The 16829-nt window shown below is 49.7% G+C and carries 12 protein-coding genes; 5 read left to right on the top strand and 7 right to left on the bottom strand.

Annotated features, from left to right (window positions below; genetic code table 11):
• Window positions 1–259: 259 nt before the first annotated feature.
• The 4 genes from ACYVIY_RS14460 to crcB all read right to left on the bottom strand — a co-directional run bounded on the left by ACYVIY_RS14460 (window position 260) and on the right by crcB (window position 6979).
• Window positions 260–1960, bottom strand: coding sequence for an IPT/TIG domain-containing protein (locus tag ACYVIY_RS14460; RefSeq protein WP_460977073.1), 1701 nt, complete (start codon window positions 1958–1960; stop codon window positions 260–262).
• Window positions 1961–2007: 47 nt separating this feature from the next.
• Window positions 2008–4881, bottom strand: a complete 2874-nt coding sequence (locus ACYVIY_RS14455) for a TonB-dependent receptor (RefSeq protein ID WP_460977072.1) — start codon at window positions 4879–4881, stop codon at window positions 2008–2010.
• 209 nt (window positions 4882–5090) lie between these two features.
• Window positions 5091–6509 carry a M14 family zinc carboxypeptidase gene (locus tag ACYVIY_RS14450; protein ID WP_460977071.1) on the bottom strand — a complete coding sequence of 473 codons (1419 nt, stop codon included), beginning with the start codon at window positions 6507–6509 and terminating at the stop codon, window positions 5091–5093.
• A 95-nt stretch (window positions 6510–6604) separates the two neighbouring features.
• Complete coding sequence (crcB, locus tag ACYVIY_RS14445; protein ID WP_460977070.1) at window positions 6605–6979, bottom strand: fluoride efflux transporter CrcB; 375 nt, start codon at window positions 6977–6979, stop codon at window positions 6605–6607.
• A gap of 145 nt (window positions 6980–7124) precedes the next feature.
• Here crcB and ACYVIY_RS14440 point away from each other — a divergent pair, with 145 nt between their 5' ends.
• The 4 genes from ACYVIY_RS14440 (at window position 7125) to ACYVIY_RS14425 (ending at window position 12198) form a co-directional block, all read left to right on the top strand.
• Window positions 7125–8435 carry an APC family permease gene (locus ACYVIY_RS14440; protein WP_460977069.1) on the top strand — a complete coding sequence of 437 codons (1311 nt, stop codon included), beginning with the start codon at window positions 7125–7127 and terminating at the stop codon, window positions 8433–8435.
• Between the two features lie 93 nt (window positions 8436–8528).
• Window positions 8529–10055, top strand: coding sequence for a glycosyltransferase family 39 protein (locus tag ACYVIY_RS14435; RefSeq protein WP_460977068.1), 1527 nt, complete (start codon window positions 8529–8531; stop codon window positions 10053–10055).
• Between the two features lie 89 nt (window positions 10056–10144).
• Complete coding sequence (locus ACYVIY_RS14430) at window positions 10145–11563, top strand: glycoside hydrolase family 125 protein (protein ID WP_460977067.1); 1419 nt, start codon at window positions 10145–10147, stop codon at window positions 11561–11563.
• A gap of 128 nt (window positions 11564–11691) precedes the next feature.
• Entirely contained in the window at window positions 11692–12198 is a 507-nt protein-coding gene (locus ACYVIY_RS14425; protein WP_460977066.1) for a hypothetical protein, read from the top strand.
• Window positions 12199–12253: 55 nt separating this feature from the next.
• On the opposite strand, the gene ACYVIY_RS14420 is transcribed toward ACYVIY_RS14425, so the two are convergent.
• From ACYVIY_RS14420 to ACYVIY_RS14410, 3 genes are all read right to left on the bottom strand, one after another.
• Window positions 12254–13072, bottom strand: a complete 819-nt coding sequence (locus ACYVIY_RS14420) for an alpha/beta hydrolase (RefSeq protein WP_460977065.1) — start codon at window positions 13070–13072, stop codon at window positions 12254–12256.
• A 112-nt stretch (window positions 13073–13184) separates the two neighbouring features.
• Window positions 13185–14054, bottom strand: coding sequence for a DUF5694 domain-containing protein (locus ACYVIY_RS14415; protein WP_460977064.1), 870 nt, complete (start codon window positions 14052–14054; stop codon window positions 13185–13187).
• Between the two features lie 93 nt (window positions 14055–14147).
• Window positions 14148–15404 carry a D-alanyl-D-alanine carboxypeptidase gene (locus ACYVIY_RS14410; RefSeq protein WP_460977063.1) on the bottom strand — a complete coding sequence of 419 codons (1257 nt, stop codon included), beginning with the start codon at window positions 15402–15404 and terminating at the stop codon, window positions 14148–14150.
• Between the two features lie 163 nt (window positions 15405–15567).
• Here ACYVIY_RS14410 and ACYVIY_RS14405 point away from each other — a divergent pair, with 163 nt between their 5' ends.
• Complete coding sequence (locus ACYVIY_RS14405) at window positions 15568–16779, top strand: hypothetical protein (RefSeq protein WP_460977062.1); 1212 nt, start codon at window positions 15568–15570, stop codon at window positions 16777–16779.
• Window positions 16780–16829: the final 50 nt, after the last annotated feature.

Here is a 16829-nt window from a genome sequence, read left to right as displayed (position 1 = left end):
TTCATGGACTAAGTAGATGTTAGACGAAATTAAGGCCGTTAGGTAACAAATACCTAACTACATAAACAATTTTCATGCCTACTTTACCCGAAATAGTACTCAGGCCGCAGCAACAGGCGGCTGGTTAGTAACGTAACACACAGGCGTTTTTCACCTGATTTTGTCAAGCCACGGAACCTGCGCGGAACCTTGTAAGAAAAAAGCCAGAGCAAAGCCCCGGCCCTTTCGTGCGACACCAATATGAAATTAAATTGATTACCTATTGATCGTAGTTTGTGTCTTGAGGGTTGAAATTTGTCCAGCCAGCCAACCAGTTTTCGGTATTGAAAGCCCCCCGGTAAGGAGCCGGGGTAAAGAACGAATCCGCTAATTTTCCGCCCGTTACTGCTTTGGAAGCATCCAGCAAAGGTGAGCCGGCCTGTGGTAGGAAATTAGGAGCTGTCAGAGTAAAGTTCTGCGCATTTAGCAACAAGGGCGTAATGTCCGTTGGCAAAATCTGATTCTTACGAGCGGCCGCATTGAAGTAAGCCTGAGCAGCGGCTGTCGTAATATCCCCTATGCCACGTACGGCAGTTGTCGAACCAGGATTCTCCGAATTGCCGAATACGATGCCCTGCAGGTCCAGACTACTATCGTTGATGTTCGCTAACGTACCAGCGGTTGTACCCTCCAAACGTAAACCTTCCGGAAAACCCGTACAAACCGTATTGTAGATGCTGATTTTTGTATTTCTACGTAAGTGCATAGCTGCTCTGTAAGCGCCTGAACCACCCGCCGTATTGGCGTTGCTTGGTACACCTGGATTAAACGCGAACGCACTGAAATTAGCGAATATCGGTGCCGTTTGTGGCCGACCGGCCACAACGGGTACACCGGGATCAAAATTGTCCGATTCGAACGCTTCAGAGCCCGACTGGTCAGCAACGTTTGGATCACGCAGGGCAACGCCAAACTGAAGTTTACCCGTGTAGCCATAATCCGTATCGAAATCATCATCGAATGTACGGTGTGCAACCAGGTATTTAGCGTTTACCGTGCCGCCGAACCACTCAAATGCATCGTCACCACTGTACGAAACCTGCACGTGGTCAATGGTGGTACCCGAACCTACCTGATAGCAGGTTAACCCGTTGATTTCACTGTTCGGCGTAGCGGATAAAGCAACCCCCGGAAACTCGATCCGAACATATTGGAGCGTACCTGAGTTATCATCTGCTACATTTAGGGTCGCATCGAATGTACCGGCGATACCCCCTTCGAAGGCACGGTCACTTCCCTGGTTAGTGGGAGCGCGGCCAATCAAGACGATCCCACCCCAGTCACCATATTTCCGCGAACCCGCTGGCTGACCCGATGTGAATACAATCGGAGCCTGCGCTGTACCGCGGGCCTCTATACGTGCACCCCGTTCTATAATCAATGTACCCGCGTGGTTTTGGTTTTCCGGATCCTGACTCTGATTACCACCACGAACGATTGTGCCGGGCTGAATGGTTAATACCGCCCCACTTCTAACGTATACGTAACCCCGAAGCTGATAAATAGTACCCGGTGACAAGGTCATATTTGCCGTTATCGAATTTGGCAGCGTTACAACCGGGCGATTCGCTAACGTGAAATTTGCGGTGGAAGGCGATTGCACGGTAGTACCACCTGACGTAACCGTAATGGGACCATTCTGGGCAGTGGCCGGTACGAGCACGGTCAGCGATGTTGGGCTGGCTCCGGTAACTTGCGCGGCCGCATTGCCACTAAATACAACGGTGTTACTGGCTGGTGTTGCATTGAAACTCGTTCCAGTAATAACAACCGAAGCGCCAATGGGTGCTGACGTTGGATTGATCGACGTAATAGACAGCGGATCGGGCGTTGGCTGGTCATCGTTTTTACAGGCAGAGATACCCCCCGTCAGACCTATCGCTAAAAGCAAAAGATACTGGAAACGTTTAAGAAACTGCATAGAATGGATTGGTTTGAATGAACTGTACTTTGGGTAATGCTTACTGATTAGGGCACAATGGTCCGGCGACCGAAGGTGTAAACTCCGGTTAGGGTTACGTACTGGCCACGTCGATAGTTTATATAATTCTGGTCCGCATTGGCGCTACGTGAGGTCACATCTTTTCCAATTTTGCGATCTCCGTTGAAGTCCTGAGCGTAGCGGAATGGCGCGTTGAAAATGTCCTGGATGCCCAGTCGCAATTCAAATTGCTTTTTGAAGGTTTTGCTGATATTGACGTCAACCACATGCCGGGGCATCTCGTAGGTGGTGGGGTCGTCAATATTTCCCACCAGGAAAATTCGTGGTCCCGCTACGTTATAGAGCAGGTTATACTGCCATCCAGAAGTAGGATTGGCGTAGTACAGTCCCAGGTTGATAAGATAAGGCGACTGGTTAGCTAAGGCCCGGTTCCGATCTGTACTGTTACCAAAGCGTTCGATGGCTCCACTTGGTCCGGTCGCTTCGATAAATTCGCCCGTCGTCACCCGGCTGTTTATGTAGGACGCATTACCAACAACCTGAAGGTTTTGCAGGAACGCACTGCTCGAGTTGGCAAACCCTTTCCGGAACTCCACTTCGACTCCATAATTGCGGGCCGCTATAGCATTGGTGAATGTGAATTGGAACGCGCCGGGAATCGGAATCAGGAACGACTCAATCGGGTTAGTAAAGTCTTTGTAAAAACCAGTAATCGAGATTAATTCGTTTGGCGTCGGGTAGAACTCGTACTTCAGGTCGAAGTTCTGAATCGTAGCTGTTTTAAGTGCCGTGTTGCCACGTACTTCAAGCTGACGGGCAAAATCATAGTACCGGAAGGGAGCCAACTCTCTTAATTCAGGCCGGTTCACCGTCGACGAGTACGCGAACCGTAAATTTTGTCGGTCGGTTAGTTTGTACGTAAAGTTGACTGATGGTAGCGGACTGAATATGTTGTTGTCCACTAAGTTGTTAGTCGCCTGAGCCAACCGCAGCGTCTGGTTATAGAATTCGCCCCGGAAACCAAGCGTTAAATTCGCCCAGGCTCCAAAGTTGATATCGCCTGATACGTATCCAGCCGCGTACGTCGTCTTGCCATTGTACGAGTCGTTATTGACCGTACCATCCATTAGACTGAAGCTTCCTTCTCTACCCGTTACGTTTTCGGGAGCAAATACGTCCCCAATGCCAAGCCCGCTGATGTTATTGATCAACCCTACCCGTTCGTACCCATAGAAGCGGGCGGCAAAATCGCGGTTTCGGTGTTCACCGTAGAAACCCGCCCGAATGCGGTTTGGCTCGCGGTCACCCGGATTGCCAAACGTATGCTCATAGTTGCCCACCAATGAACCAACCTGTTCATTCAGATTCGAGTAGAATCGACCAACGTTGAGCGGGTTGGGTTGTACAGGAATGTTGAGCCGGACTGGTTCGGGCTGACCATCCGGTCCAACGGCCCCCTGCGTACGGGTATACTGAGCGCGTTTCCAATCGGGCTCCCACCGGCCGGAATAGCTATAACTAGCGATCCAGTTCACCTTGCTTAGTTCGCTGAGTGTATGTTCACCGGTAACCTGCGTATTTAAGATACTGCGGTTTTCGAAGCGTTCTGAGATGCTCTGAATGTCAACCCCATCAATTACGTAGCTGCCATTTCTGGCAACTGTTTCAGTAGAGCTTAGCTGATTGAACAGGGTTTTCCATTCCAAGGTGAAGGCTGGCGAGAAACGTAACGTCCAGTTATGCAACAGGCCCAATCGAGTGCCCCGTGCGTACGTAGCATCGTTATACTGTTGCTGAACGTCGTTCGCGGTGGTGTTCTCGTACAACTTCAGATCAACGTTAGAGAATTGGTTCGTTACCGCATAGTTGACACTTGTCAGATTACTGACCCGCACATTGCCAATATCGAATCGCCGACCCGTATTGATGGCAAGCCGTATATCCGGCGAAACCATCGCATTTTTTAGTCCCCAGTTATTCGGCAGTAAACGGGCGTACGAAGCACGGCGCACCGAGCTTAAGTTGTTGAACTCGGCAGCACTTTTCGGAAAGCTCGACGGAATCTGTTGCTTGGCATCCCAGAGACCCAATAAATTTAAGCCACCTCGTTCGTGCGATTGAACATTTTGGAGGGTTGTATTTGCCCGGTATCCTACGGTCACCCCAACGTCAGTGAAGTTTTGCTCGGGCCGACGTTTCGTATAAATCTTGATGACACCACCGGCAAAATCACCCGGAAGCTCCGCCGAACCGGATTTATAGACAATCATCCGGTCAAGGATATTGCTGGGGACAATATCGAACGAAAACGAGCGCGACTCAACTTCAGTTGAGGGCGCGATGACGTCGTTGATTAATACGTTGTTGTATCGAGTACCAAGCCCACGAATCAGGACAAATCGGTTATCGACAATGCTAACTCCAGGCACCCGGCGAATGGCTGCGGCTGCATCGCGATCCTGCGATTTTTGAATCTGCATGGCCGAAATACCAACCGCAATCGGCTTCATCTGCTTAATTTCCGTAATAACAGCTACCTCGGTGTTCGTGGCCCGGTTGGCTCTTACAACTACTTCCTGGAGTGCCGTTCCTTCTTCGTCAAGCTCGGTTTCGATGGCCGTTGTATTGCCCGACTCAACCCGGACATTCGGAATTTCTTTTGTCTTATAGGATACGTAGGAGATAATAACTTTCTGGGCTCCGGCGGGTACGTTGGCTAATGTAAAATTGCCGTCTATGTCGGTAGTTCCTCCCAACTGCGTTCCGTCGATTCGGACAGTGCAGCCAATTAACGCTTCTTTTGTTTTCGCATCTTTAATGCTTCCCCGGACGGTGCCGGTCTGGGCCAGGATGGCCGTAGTGAAGAGAGAAAATAGAATGAGTAATACGTTACGTTTCATATTGGTTCTGGTATCGCTTTCGCACCGCAAAGCTACCGGCCCAATATTACGTCAACGTTACGCCAACGTTACGCTTGAATTATGTTTACCCCTCTAAATAATCCACTAGCAATCAATTATTTAACAACAACGTAACAGACTAATTACTTATCAAAAAAGGTGCTGATCAGCACCTTTTCGCACAGAGGGAATTGAATGTTTACACTAGTTCAGTCTATGATTCCGTTCTTATAATAGCTTATGTTCAGGGCCTTACTCGCCCAGAATCCATTGACAAAACTGTACTGAATCTGCTTGCCGTTCATGAGCAGAAAGGTCGGAATCTGCCCGATCTGTACGGGTTGGGCAGGCAACTCTCCTTCATATAATATATGCACTGGTTGGGTCAGAAAACCGCCTTTCTGGGGTTGACGTACCTTAAAGGCCACTACACCCTCACGCCGGAGTGCATCCAGGTCAAGCTTAGTTACGTCGGCAACATTCTCAAGCGTATCGCTGTGGGCGCGCGCAGGAACCAGTGTTAAGCCGGTCGCGTCGATCTCGTCAATTCCGTGGAATGTGGACAAGTCGCCGATGTCGTCTATGGTGCTTTTGTACTGGAACGTGGTTGCCGACTCATCGTTTTCTTCAATTTGATTGATACCTACGTCGACAAGCACCGGCTGCCCTTCCCGCATTACGGTGGCGTTACGGATCAACACATCGAACAAAGCCCGACCATTTTCCGGAATAGCCTGATAGTCGGCGATGTTCTCCTGCTTATACGTACCGTCGGCAATGGCGCTCAGGGCCGATAGGATGGCGACGAAGTTGAGCCGCCGAATGGCCATCTTTTCCGAATCGCCTTTGTAGCCGCCCGATTCAATTAAAAGTAGAGTTGTTCCCCACTTTTGAATGTTATCGCCGAACGCCCGCGGCTCAAATTCATCGTCGTAGCGCGCGACCTGCCCCGGCACAAACTGTTGCAGCACGCGATTCATGCCGACAATCAACTGCATGGACCGCTGCCGAATGTCGTTGATGTTACGATCTTCGTCGTAGGCCGTAGCCAGAAACGATACAACCGCCTGTTTTCCGGTTTTGCCCACGCTATAGCGCGGATTCTGGTCGTGCAGGTTAAACCCAACGAGTGGCTTGAGGGTCTGCTGCAGATTTTTAAGAATGGCTCCCTCGGGCGTCTGAAGCCGTAAGGCATCGCGGTTCATGTCGATGTCGGTGGCTGTACGACGCTGAAAACGCTCGGCCCCGTCGGGGTTGAGCATAGGCACGAAATACAAAGCCGTTTTTTCGAGAATTGACCGCCGAAGTTCATCGAAACCATCGTTCGATGCTTTGAGGAAATTAAAGATGTCGAACAGGGCCATGGTGGCAGTAGCTTCGTCGCCGTGCATCTGCGACCACAGCAACACCTTACTAGGCCCCGTTCCTGCCTGCACCTGATAAATTGCCCGCTTTTCGAGCGATTGTCCCACCTGGCTCACCGTCATTGGACCGTTTAAAGCCGTTAGTAACGGTACAATATCTTTATGCTTAAACCGACGATGCGTCAGCGTTTTTTCCTTATACGTTTCGTGCGCATCGTGAAGCCGACGCGCGATGTCTTGTGCCTGCACAGAAAATGAAGTCATTAGGATAAGAACCAAAAACACGAATCGGCCGGATTGATTAGCTGACGACGAGCCATTCGTCGGCCTTTCTGCATTCGATGGTGTTGAAGATAATTTCATAATTTTTGCCCGGCCCATAAACCGCCGAAAGAAGCCATAAGGCACAATACGACGTTCAGGCCAATATTAAGCAAGGCAGCGCCTGCCCGGTCGTGCTGCAATAAAGTCGCAGTATCGTTGCTGAAGCTCGAAAACGTACTTAATCCACCACAAAACCCAACGCCGACCAGCAGTCGTAGATCGTCACTGGCCGAGCGGCTCAGTCCCCAGCCCACAACGGTTCCCAGCACCGCACTCGCCAGTACGTTTACCAGTAGAATAGGCATCGGGAATGGATTGTTACCAAGAGTAGCCGGAATCAACCGCCCCGCAACGTACCGGAGCAAACTCCCCAAACCGCCACCTACGAAAACAAACAAGTAGGTTTTCATAGCGACAAACATACGAAAAACCGGAAAGCCGCCCGAAACCCTCAGGATAGCATCCCGTTTTTTGCTATCATTGTTTGCGTGTAGTACCAGTCGAAACCTTTCCGGACTTGTCAGCGCACCCTGGCGGATTGATATCCGCACGATTATGGCACAAAATCAATTAAAGAAGTTGCTGGGCGTCGGCTTCGGCGTAGCGGTCACGGTTGGCGGCACCATCGGAACCGGCATCCTGCGCAAACCCGGTCCTATTGCCGAAGACATTGGTAACCCAACCCTCATTATTGCGGTCTGGTTAGCGGTTGGCCTTTATGCCTTGGTAGGGTCGCTGTCAGTTATGGAACTGGGCACTATGCTTCCCAAAGCTGGGGCCTGGTACGTATATACGCGACGGGCATTTGGTAACTACCCCGGATTCATCATCGGCATCAGCAGCTGGCTGGGCAGCGTCTCCGCGATGGCATTTGGAGCGGCCGTGATGAGCGAATACATCGGGTTGATGGCGCCTTCGCTGGTCAATTACCAGAAAGTGGTGGCCATTGGCATTCTGGCAGCTTTTGTCGCTTTCCACTCTGTCGGTGTCCGATTAGCGAGTCGGTCGCAGGAGATTATGAGCGTATTGAAGGCCGTCGGTCTGTTAGCTTTCGTTATTGTCTGTTTTACAATTTCGCCGGATCAGTCGGCACCGGTTTCTACTCAGGCGGTACGTCCACTGGCCGAAGGCGGTCTATGGGTTGGTATTCTGGCGGCTTTACAGGCCGTTTTTTATACGTACGACGGCTGGCATACGGCGGCCTATTTCACGGAGGAAGACGTTGACCCCAGCCGCAACCTGCCCCGGTCGATGATCAGCGGAGTCCTGTTGATTATCGGAATTTACGTCCTGGTAAACGTAGCCTTATTGTACGTCTTGCCGGTACAGGACCTGGCTGGCTCGAAGCTGCCCGCTGCCGATGCCATACAACGCCTGTTTGGACCAGGCAGTGCCCAGATCGTTACGTTCCTGCTCATGATTTCGATCATGGGGATTATCAACGCCCAGATTATGTTTAATCCGCGCGTGATTTTCGCTATCGGTCGCGATGGACTGTTTTTTCGCTTTGTTACCCACGTCAACTCGGGCGGCACGCCGATATACGCTACGTTGTTAACCGCCGGTGCGTCGACCCTGATGATCCTGACTAATACGTACGGCAAACTATCGGATATTGCTACGTTTTTTTTTGTGCTCTGTTACGCGTCCGGCTTTGCCTCACTGATTCGGCTACGACAAACCGAACCGGAACTGGCCCGACCCGTTCGGGCCTGGGGTTATCCGTTCTCTACCTGGACATTGCTTATAGCGTCACTAGCCTTTCTGGTTGGTGTGGTCATCGGCGACTTTTCCAGCAGTTTATACGCGTTGGCCTTTATTGCCATCAGCTATCCGGTGTACCTCTTAATCAAGCGTAATGCATAACACCTGTCTCCTACGTACTGAAAATCTCGCAATTGATTGGATTCAACAGATGACAATTAGCTAATGAACACCCAGTCAACCAGGGCATTTCTAATGACCCGGAAAACGGCTATCCTGATCGGATTGATCCTGCTCAAGTTTGGGCTACAATACACGTTGATCAGTCCAGAGTACGATTTACAACGGGATGAATACCTGCACCTTGACCAGGCCAATCACTTAGCCTGGGGGTATTTGTCGGTTCCGCCGGTTACCTCCTGGCTTTCCTGGTGCATTAAACAGTTAGGCAACTCAGTGTTTTGGGTCAAGTTTTTCCCGGCTCTATTTGGCGCCTTAACTATGTTTGTCGTTTGGAAAGCGATTGACGTATTACGTGGCAATTTATTTGCCTTGATCTTGGGAGCGACTTGTGTGCTGTTTTCGGTGCTGCTGCGACTCAACACCCTTTATCAACCCAATTCTCTCGACGTTCTGTGCTGGACGTCCGTTTATTACCTACTCATCAACTACATTCATACCCACAAGAACCGCTGGCTGTATATAGGCTCGGTGGTTTTTGCAATCGGCTTTCTGAACAAATACAACATCATCTTTTTACTCGCCGGATTGGCTCCTGCTTTAGCACTGACGAAGCAACGTAAACTCTTTGCCAACCGCCATGTTTGGGGAGCGGCCTTGCTTGGTCTGTTGCTTATTTCACCGAATCTGATCTGGCAGTACAACCATGACTTTCCAGTGGTGTATCACATGAAAGAGCTATCTGCTCTTCAGTTAGTAAAGGTTAGTCGAAGTGATTTTTTGAAGGCACAGCTCTTGTTTTTTACGGGTTCCTTATTGGCGATTTTCTCCGGCCTATATGCTTTGCTCGCCTATAAGCCCTTTGACGATTACAAGTGTTTTTTCTGGTCTATAGTCTTTACGTTGGCTGTTTTCATGTACTTGAAGGCCAAGGATTATTACGCGATCGGGCTATATCCAATATACATTGCCTTCGGTTCGGTATTTATCGCGGACGTACTGAAAACAGGACGTAAACGGTATCTACAACCCGTCATGCTTGCAATTCCGATCCTGTTGTTCATTCCCATGTACCGGGTAGCGTTTCCCAATAGAAGCCCGGAGTACATTATGGCCCATCGTGAAACATACCAGAAGTTAGGCATGCTGCGCTGGGAAGACGGTAAAGACCATTTACTACCGCAGGATTATGCCGATATGCTGGGATGGAAAGAGCTGGCCATTAAGGTCGATAAGGTATATGCAAGCCTTCCTCAGCCCAATAGTACGCTCGTTCTTTGTGACAATTATGGCCAAGCTGGCGCGATTAATTATTATACCCGAAAAGGTATCAAAGCCGTATCGTTCAATGCAGATTACCTGAATTGGTTCGACCTCAACCAGCGTTACACAAATCTGATTCGGGTCAAGGAACATGAAGAACGAGACGATGAATTACAGGAAACAAGTCCGTTCTTTCGCACGTCCTTAGTCGCTGATTCGATAACGAATCCCTTCGCCAGAGAAGGCGGGACTGTTATTTTTAGCTTCACGGGTGCTAAGATTGATATCAGGCAGCGGCTCAAAAAAGAAATTGATGACGTTCAGAACCATCGTCAATAAAGGTTCAGTCCACACGAGTATAAACTGATGCGAACAACAGTTAAAATTTTAAGCCTGGATTAGGGGCTTTTGTCTTTATCTAAACTAGCATGAACCGTCGGGTCTTTATCCAAAATGCGGCCCTTACCACAGCCGCAGTTACCGTTACGCCAACATTTGGCTCCTTGTTTCAGGATTTTCCAGTCGTACGTACGCCTGAAGCACAACGAAAGTTTACCAGCAAAGCCGTAGAAGACACCATTCGAGCCGTTAAGACGCAAATTGGCAATAAGGAATTGGCTTGGTTATTCGAAAACTGCTTTCCCAATACACTGGACACAACGGTCGATTTTGAACTGGCTAATGGCCAACCCGATACGTATGTCATTACGGGCGATATTGACGCTATGTGGTTGCGTGATTCTACCGCACAGGTGTGGCCTTATTTACCGTTGATGAGTCAGGATGCTCCTTTACAGCAACTCATTGCGGGGGTTATTCGGCGTCAGGCGCATTGTATCAACATAGACCCTTACGCCAATGCGTTTTATAAAGACGCAACGAAGGTTGGCGAGTGGAAAGACGACCGGACGGACATGAAGCCGGGTTTGCACGAACGCAAATGGGAGATCGACAGTCTGTGCTACCCAATCCGGTTGGCCTACCACTATTACAAACGCACGAACGACGCCAAGCCGTTTGATGCCAATTGGCAACAGGCTATGCGCCTGGTGATTAAGACCTTTAAAGAACAGCAGCGGAAGACAGGGCCTGGTCCGTACAAATTCGAGCGGCAAACATTCTGGGCTACGGATGGTGTACCGCTGAGCGGCTATGGCTACCCCGTTAAGCCAAATGGATTGATCTGCTCGGTATTCAGACCCAGCGACGATGCAACCATCTATCCCTATTTAGTACCCGCTAACTTTTTCGCAGTGGCCTCACTACGGCAACTGGCCGAGCTATGGTCAGCGATGAAGATAACGGACAAGACCGTTGCGAACCAGGCGCTCGCACTGGCAACAGAAGTTGAAACAGCCCTGAAGCAGCACGCCGTGACAACTCACCCCCGTTTTGGTAAAGTGTATGCTTACGAAGTGAATGGCTACGGCAGCTACAATCTGATGGACGACGCAAACGTGCCGAGTTTGCTGGCTCTGCCCTATCTCGGCGGGGTAAAAGCAACGGATCCGATTTACCAGAATACCCGTCGACTGCTCCTCAGTGAGGAAAATCCATTCTATTTCAAAGGTAAAGCAGGCGAGGGTATCGGTGGACCACACGCGGGCATGGATATGATCTGGCCACTAAGCATCATTGTACGTGGCCTGACCAGCACAAATCCAACCGAGATAAAACACTGCCTGACCATGCTTCGTCAAACGCACGGAGGTACGGGCTTTATGCACGAGTCGTTTCACAAAGATGACCCGACCAAGTTCACACGGAAGTGGTTTGCGTGGGCCAATACCATTTTTGGTGAGCTGGTGCTCAAAACCTTTAACGAACGTAAGGACCTCCTAGCGTAACGTACTTAACTCGTTAGATTAACTTCAGTAAATAGTGTAACCATTCGTGCATTTCATAACTCATGTCCGTAATTTTAGCTCTACAATAAATTAATAGTATGACTAAATACGTTACATTTTCTTGCGCTATGGCGTTTTTCTTTCTGTCAACGCACGTAGCTTACTCCCAGAAGTTTTATCAGAACAATTACTGGCTTGGATTGGGGCTCGGCAAGAGCCAATTTCCGAGTGGTATGATTGCGCTGGGCTATGAATTTACGAACAAGCCGACCTTGCTGGTTACCCGGTATACGTTTAATGGCGAAGTTTTTCCAGATTACAGACCGGCTATTGCCATTCATGAGATGGCAGTCCTTTATGGGCTTAGAGCTGGGAAGTTCCGTTTTTCAACCGGCTTAAGTGGCGTATGGGGTACCAACCGGGGCAAGTTTTTGTCATTTGATGCTGATCCGCTCATCTATGGCTCTTACGTCCACGAACCCGTTAAGTATGCGACCATAGGTGTACCGGCGGAGATTCGTTTTATTACGTCGACGAAAGACGTGGGCATTGGCGTGACTGGTTTTGGCAACCTGAACGCAAAGCGCTCGTTTGTAGGCTTAAACGTGTCGGTGTACATCGGCCAAATGAAGTAAGACAAGCCAGAGGATTGAGTTAAGTTGCTGACGCATTAACGAATCACATTACTCGTCATTTAGCCAATGCGCTGTTAAGCAGCTTCACGGTTTGCGGGTGAGTTAAGACGGTCTCGTGCGTAGCGCCCGGTATGGTTACTAATTGGTCTTTAGCGGCTAAATAGGGCTTCAGCTTATAGGCCGTACTATTTACATTATCCGTACTGACAACCACAACGGGTGATCTGGCCTGCTGAACGTCCTGCTCGGTTGAGAATGTGAACTCATTTAGGGAAGGTAGCGGATAAAACAACCAATCGGTAAACCGGTCACTGAAATCACCACCAGCCGAAGCAGGGTCCAGCAGCAACGTAACACGCGGCTGATTACCAGCCGCCAGATGAGCCGCTACCCGGCCCCCTAACGAAAATCCGCACACAACGATCTCAGACTCGCGGTAGCGTTTTTTCAGATAATCATAAACCGCCTGCGCATCGCTGTGAAAATTGGCTAACGTAATTGGCCCTTTACTTTTCCCGTGCTGGCGATAATCGGTGATCAATACGTCGTAGTGATTGACAAGAAACTGGGGAGCCATGGCCCCCCAGTTCGCTAACGTACCGCCGTTGCCTTTCCAAAAGCAAACGACTCCTTTTGCCTGCGTAGCCTTAAACAGTAGCGCACTTAACTGGCCATCTCCGGGCGTTTGAAAGTTGAGTTCTTCGACGGGTGGCGAGTAACTGAATTTGTAATCACTCGGCAACGTAACAGATCGGTACCGATTGGCCTGCTGATCTTTATCCGTGTAGAGCAGCCAGTACGTGCCCAAATAACCTAGCAAGAGTACAGATAAGCCCACCCAGAGCCATTTAATTGCTGTTTTTCTGACTACCATGCCAATACAAGAAGTTGACTGGAGCCAAAACTAGATAAATAGTCAGCGATCGGCTATTTAATAAACGTTAAATCTTGACCTCAAACGATTACGCTGCCCCGCTCGTTGGCTGCTACTTACAATAGTTAAGCACCGGGATTAGCCGGTAGTCCGGATTCGCCTGGTACAACTCCTGAAGTACACCAACGTGGGTCTGACCGAACAAGAGCAGCAGCTTCTTGCCCTGGTATTTGCGCTGACTGGTTAAGGCGTTGCTATAAATTTTAAGATTCCGGTTGTAGAACAAGCTGATGAACTCAGCTCCGATGTAGCGCTTATCAATCTTACTGATGTCTACGGTATTGGTAGCCGTTTTGGAAAACTCTCCATTAATAATCGTAGCTGGCAGGTTGTAAAAAAGTCGGTGCGTCTGTGCGATCACCTCGGGTTGATTAAGCGTTCGGATGTATGTATAGATCGACAGACTATCCCGCTGAACCTGTCTCTTCAATGGACGAGCGAAGCCCTGAAGTTGTTGGAGAGCCTGCTTGTAGCCTTCAATATTTTCGCCATCCGTCAGCAACGATTGGGACGTCGCTTCGTAATGATCGACACAATACACGCGCGGATGCTTCAACCGTTTAGCCAGCGCAAAGCCAATCTGGTACGTTTCGCTACGTCCCCCTTTCAGCTCGTCGAGCTTGAGTTTTCCGGCCAAATAAAGCTGGTACAGACTATCGATGCGCGGCTGTTCACTCGGCTCCAGTTCCACCATGATCATATCGGGAGCGTAGGCCTGGAGGCAATCATTCAACTGCTTGATTTCACCTTGTTTTTTCGGGCTGAATACATCGGATTTCGGCTGTTGATTATAGAGCTGGTTTAAATGATCGAAGCCAACAATCATGACCTGAGCCTGAGGTTGCTTCTGCGCCAGACCAACGGTTGATGTGAACGCGACGATTAAACAAAGAACAAGAAAACGGAACGTGTGATCACTCATTTACTTAGCGTTGATACGTGTTTTAGAATTGTATGAAGTGTAAAACGTGGGCACTGATGCATGTTTCTTGTCCGCAACCAGCATGAAGTACTTTTAGAGCCGCTCGTGAATCTCCTTTAGCAGTTCAGCCGTCCGACGGCGCATTTCGCTCACAGGCTGGGTGAAATTGTTGTGCATAATACTGAAAAACAGGATTTTATTCCGACTGGTCACTACGTAGCCGCTCAGGTTATAGACTCCACTCATCGACCCTGATTTAGCGAATACGTACGGCGTGCCGGGCGAGGAGATGCTGCGGAGCGTGCCCGACTGACCAGCCGCGGGCAGTAAAGCAAACAAGCGCGGCTGAGGCACTTTAGCGTATAGTCTGGACAGCAGATCAATCAGTGTATTGGGCGTAAACAGATTATAGCGCGACAAGCCCGATCCATCGACCCATTTTGCCGATGCGGCCGGGTAACGCAGCACGCTGTCGGCCATTCGGCTTAACTCACGAGCGGGTTCAAGCTCCTTCGCATTTCGCTCAGCCGACGCCATGAACAGGACTTGCTCGGCAAACTGATTATCGCTCACATGCAGCATTCGTTTATAGAGCGAATCGGCCGACAGACCACGGAGCAAACGGGCGTTTGAAGGTACCGGTCGATTTACAACGCCCACCGGCCGGTGGAGTGTATCGGCTAGTAACTGTGCAGCCAGCACTGGCGACCAGCGGAACGGCACATCCTGCCTGGCCGATTTCAGGTTTGCCGGACGCACGAACTGATTCGAAAACTCAGTACGCTGCACGGCTTTAGCTGTTTGAACAACCCGCGTACTATCCGCAAATCGCCGTGGACTAACGTGTTTGCTCGTAAAACGCGCTACGTTTCCGTAGATGGGCAGCGGAGCCAGCTCGGCCGAATAGTCGTCATTGTAATCATCCCATGCCCAGCCCGGACTAAAGCGCGGCCCCGTATAATTAGCAGGGGAAAAGAACAACCGCTCCGGTCGTTTACGCAAAAACGCCAGGGCACTTGTGTCGGGTAAGTCCGGATGAAGGAGAAGTGGGTTGCCCGTTCCCCAGAAAATCAGCGAATCCCCCTGAACAACGTACCGCAATACCGGTAGCGAGTCAGCAATAGTCAACACGCCCAAATAAAAGCTGAACAGTTTGGTATTCGACGCGGGTGTAAACGGCTTACCGGCATTGTGTTGAATCAGTGCCCGCTGGCGAACCGGATCGTATAGCGCCACGCCCGTGAAATGATCGGTATACACCGACTTCGTCTGTAAATCACGACTCAGACGCCGGGCGGGCGAGCAGCTATAGACAAGCGAGACAGCAATCAGGAAGGACAAATACTTCATCAAAAAGCGAGGAGATAACCGACGTATTACAAACGTACAGACAAGATGTCATTTTTGAGCAAAGCATCTTACATGTCATATCAATCATTAATTTTTAGTATCTAGCGCGTTGAATACGTTTAAATTCAAATCGTCCACCTTTCATTTAATCCACACCCTTCGCATGAGGATAGTTTACGGAGTTCTATGCATTTTGTTATTCAATTACGCTTTTGTGCAGGCACAGACCCCAACGATGGGCTGGGTAGATGGGTATATTGTTATCAATCAGAACGATACGTTGCGCGGCCAGCTCTTCAACCGAGGCACTGAAAGTACGCCCACCAATTTCCGGTTTCGCCCAATGTCAACCGCTACGTACCAAGACTACCCGGTTGATGCGATTAAGGCGGTATATCTACAACCGTCTGACGAACGTTTTATCCGGCAAACCGTACGTATCGATCAGACCCCTTACAAGGTTGGCAAGATTCAAAATGGGCCAGATCCTATGTGGGGCACTGAAACACTTTTACTCAGAGAACTAGTCAGCGACAGCGTATCGCTTTTTCATCACCACGATAAAATGGCCAGAGATCATTATTGGGTGAAAGTAGCCGACGCTGATCTTGAGGAATTGGTACTTATTACGTATTACGATGCCGAGGATAAAATCAAGACTCAACATCGGTTTCGGCAACAATTGTTTATACTGGCGCAGGCTTGTCCGTCGCTGCAAAAGCAGACGCCTTATTTGCCTTTCCAACTGTCAGCGATTCAACAATTTGTCCTTAGTTTAAACGGCTGCCAGGGTAACAGACCCCATGCGAAACGGTCAGTGGCAACTACGTCGGCCCGAAAAATTAGATTTGACTGGGGCATTCAGGCGGGCGCTACAAAAACAGATATTCGATTCGAACCAGATCTAAGCACGGGGTACGGGCCTGGAGTAAATTCGTTTCCGCTAACGAGTTCACCACAAATTAGTGGCGGACTTTGGGGCAATCTGTTCCTGCCTACTAATCGGCAGCAATGGTCAGTTTATGGAGTACTTAGCTATCAAAAGTATCAGGCAATATCGAACCAGCGAAACATCTCCTCAAATGCCACATACATTAAGTTATTAACCGCTTTTCGTTGGCAACAGCCAGGTGATTTGCGCTGGAAAGGGTACATATTCTTGGGCATAACGAACGGACTGGCTATCCAGATGAGTAACACGTATCGATCCGTTGGCGACCGGGCTTACGAACAAGCCGTGGTTGGCGGAGTTGGCCTACAGCATAAACGAAGCTTTATCGAATTGAGACACGAACGCGGTAACGGAACGGTCTCGTTTGACAACAACTTTATGGCTACCCGGACAACAGGGGTGTTCTTAGGATACACGTTGTAAAGTTCAACGCCATCAAGAGCGACAATTAATAGGCCATGCAATGAAGAACG

The organism is Spirosoma knui, from assembly GCF_054780635.1.
This window is presented reverse-complemented; position numbering and strand designations above follow the sequence as displayed.

Bases quoted from the DNA above. Each gene is read 5' to 3' on its own strand.
- ACYVIY_RS14460 (WP_460977073.1), bottom strand. From the start codon at position 1,960: ATGCAGTTTCTTAAACGTTTCCAGTATCTTTTGCTTTTAGCGATAGGT.
- ACYVIY_RS14455 (WP_460977072.1), bottom strand. From the start codon at position 4,881: ATGAAACGTAACGTATTACTCATTCTATTTTCTCTCTTCACTACGGCC.
- ACYVIY_RS14450 (WP_460977071.1), bottom strand. From the start codon at position 6,509: ATGACTTCATTTTCTGTGCAGGCACAAGACATCGCGCGTCGGCTTCAC.
- crcB (WP_460977070.1), bottom strand. From the start codon at position 6,979: ATGAAAACCTACTTGTTTGTTTTCGTAGGTGGCGGTTTGGGGAGTTTG.
- ACYVIY_RS14440 (WP_460977069.1), top strand. From the start codon at position 7,125: ATGGCACAAAATCAATTAAAGAAGTTGCTGGGCGTCGGCTTCGGCGTA.
- ACYVIY_RS14435 (WP_460977068.1), top strand. From the start codon at position 8,529: ATGACCCGGAAAACGGCTATCCTGATCGGATTGATCCTGCTCAAGTTT.
- ACYVIY_RS14430 (WP_460977067.1), top strand. From the start codon at position 10,145: ATGAACCGTCGGGTCTTTATCCAAAATGCGGCCCTTACCACAGCCGCA.
- ACYVIY_RS14425 (WP_460977066.1), top strand. From the start codon at position 11,692: ATGGCGTTTTTCTTTCTGTCAACGCACGTAGCTTACTCCCAGAAGTTT.
- ACYVIY_RS14420 (WP_460977065.1), bottom strand. From the start codon at position 13,072: ATGGTAGTCAGAAAAACAGCAATTAAATGGCTCTGGGTGGGCTTATCT.
- ACYVIY_RS14415 (WP_460977064.1), bottom strand. From the start codon at position 14,054: ATGAGTGATCACACGTTCCGTTTTCTTGTTCTTTGTTTAATCGTCGCG.
- ACYVIY_RS14410 (WP_460977063.1), bottom strand. From the start codon at position 15,404: ATGAAGTATTTGTCCTTCCTGATTGCTGTCTCGCTTGTCTATAGCTGC.
- ACYVIY_RS14405 (WP_460977062.1), top strand. From the start codon at position 15,568: ATGAGGATAGTTTACGGAGTTCTATGCATTTTGTTATTCAATTACGCT.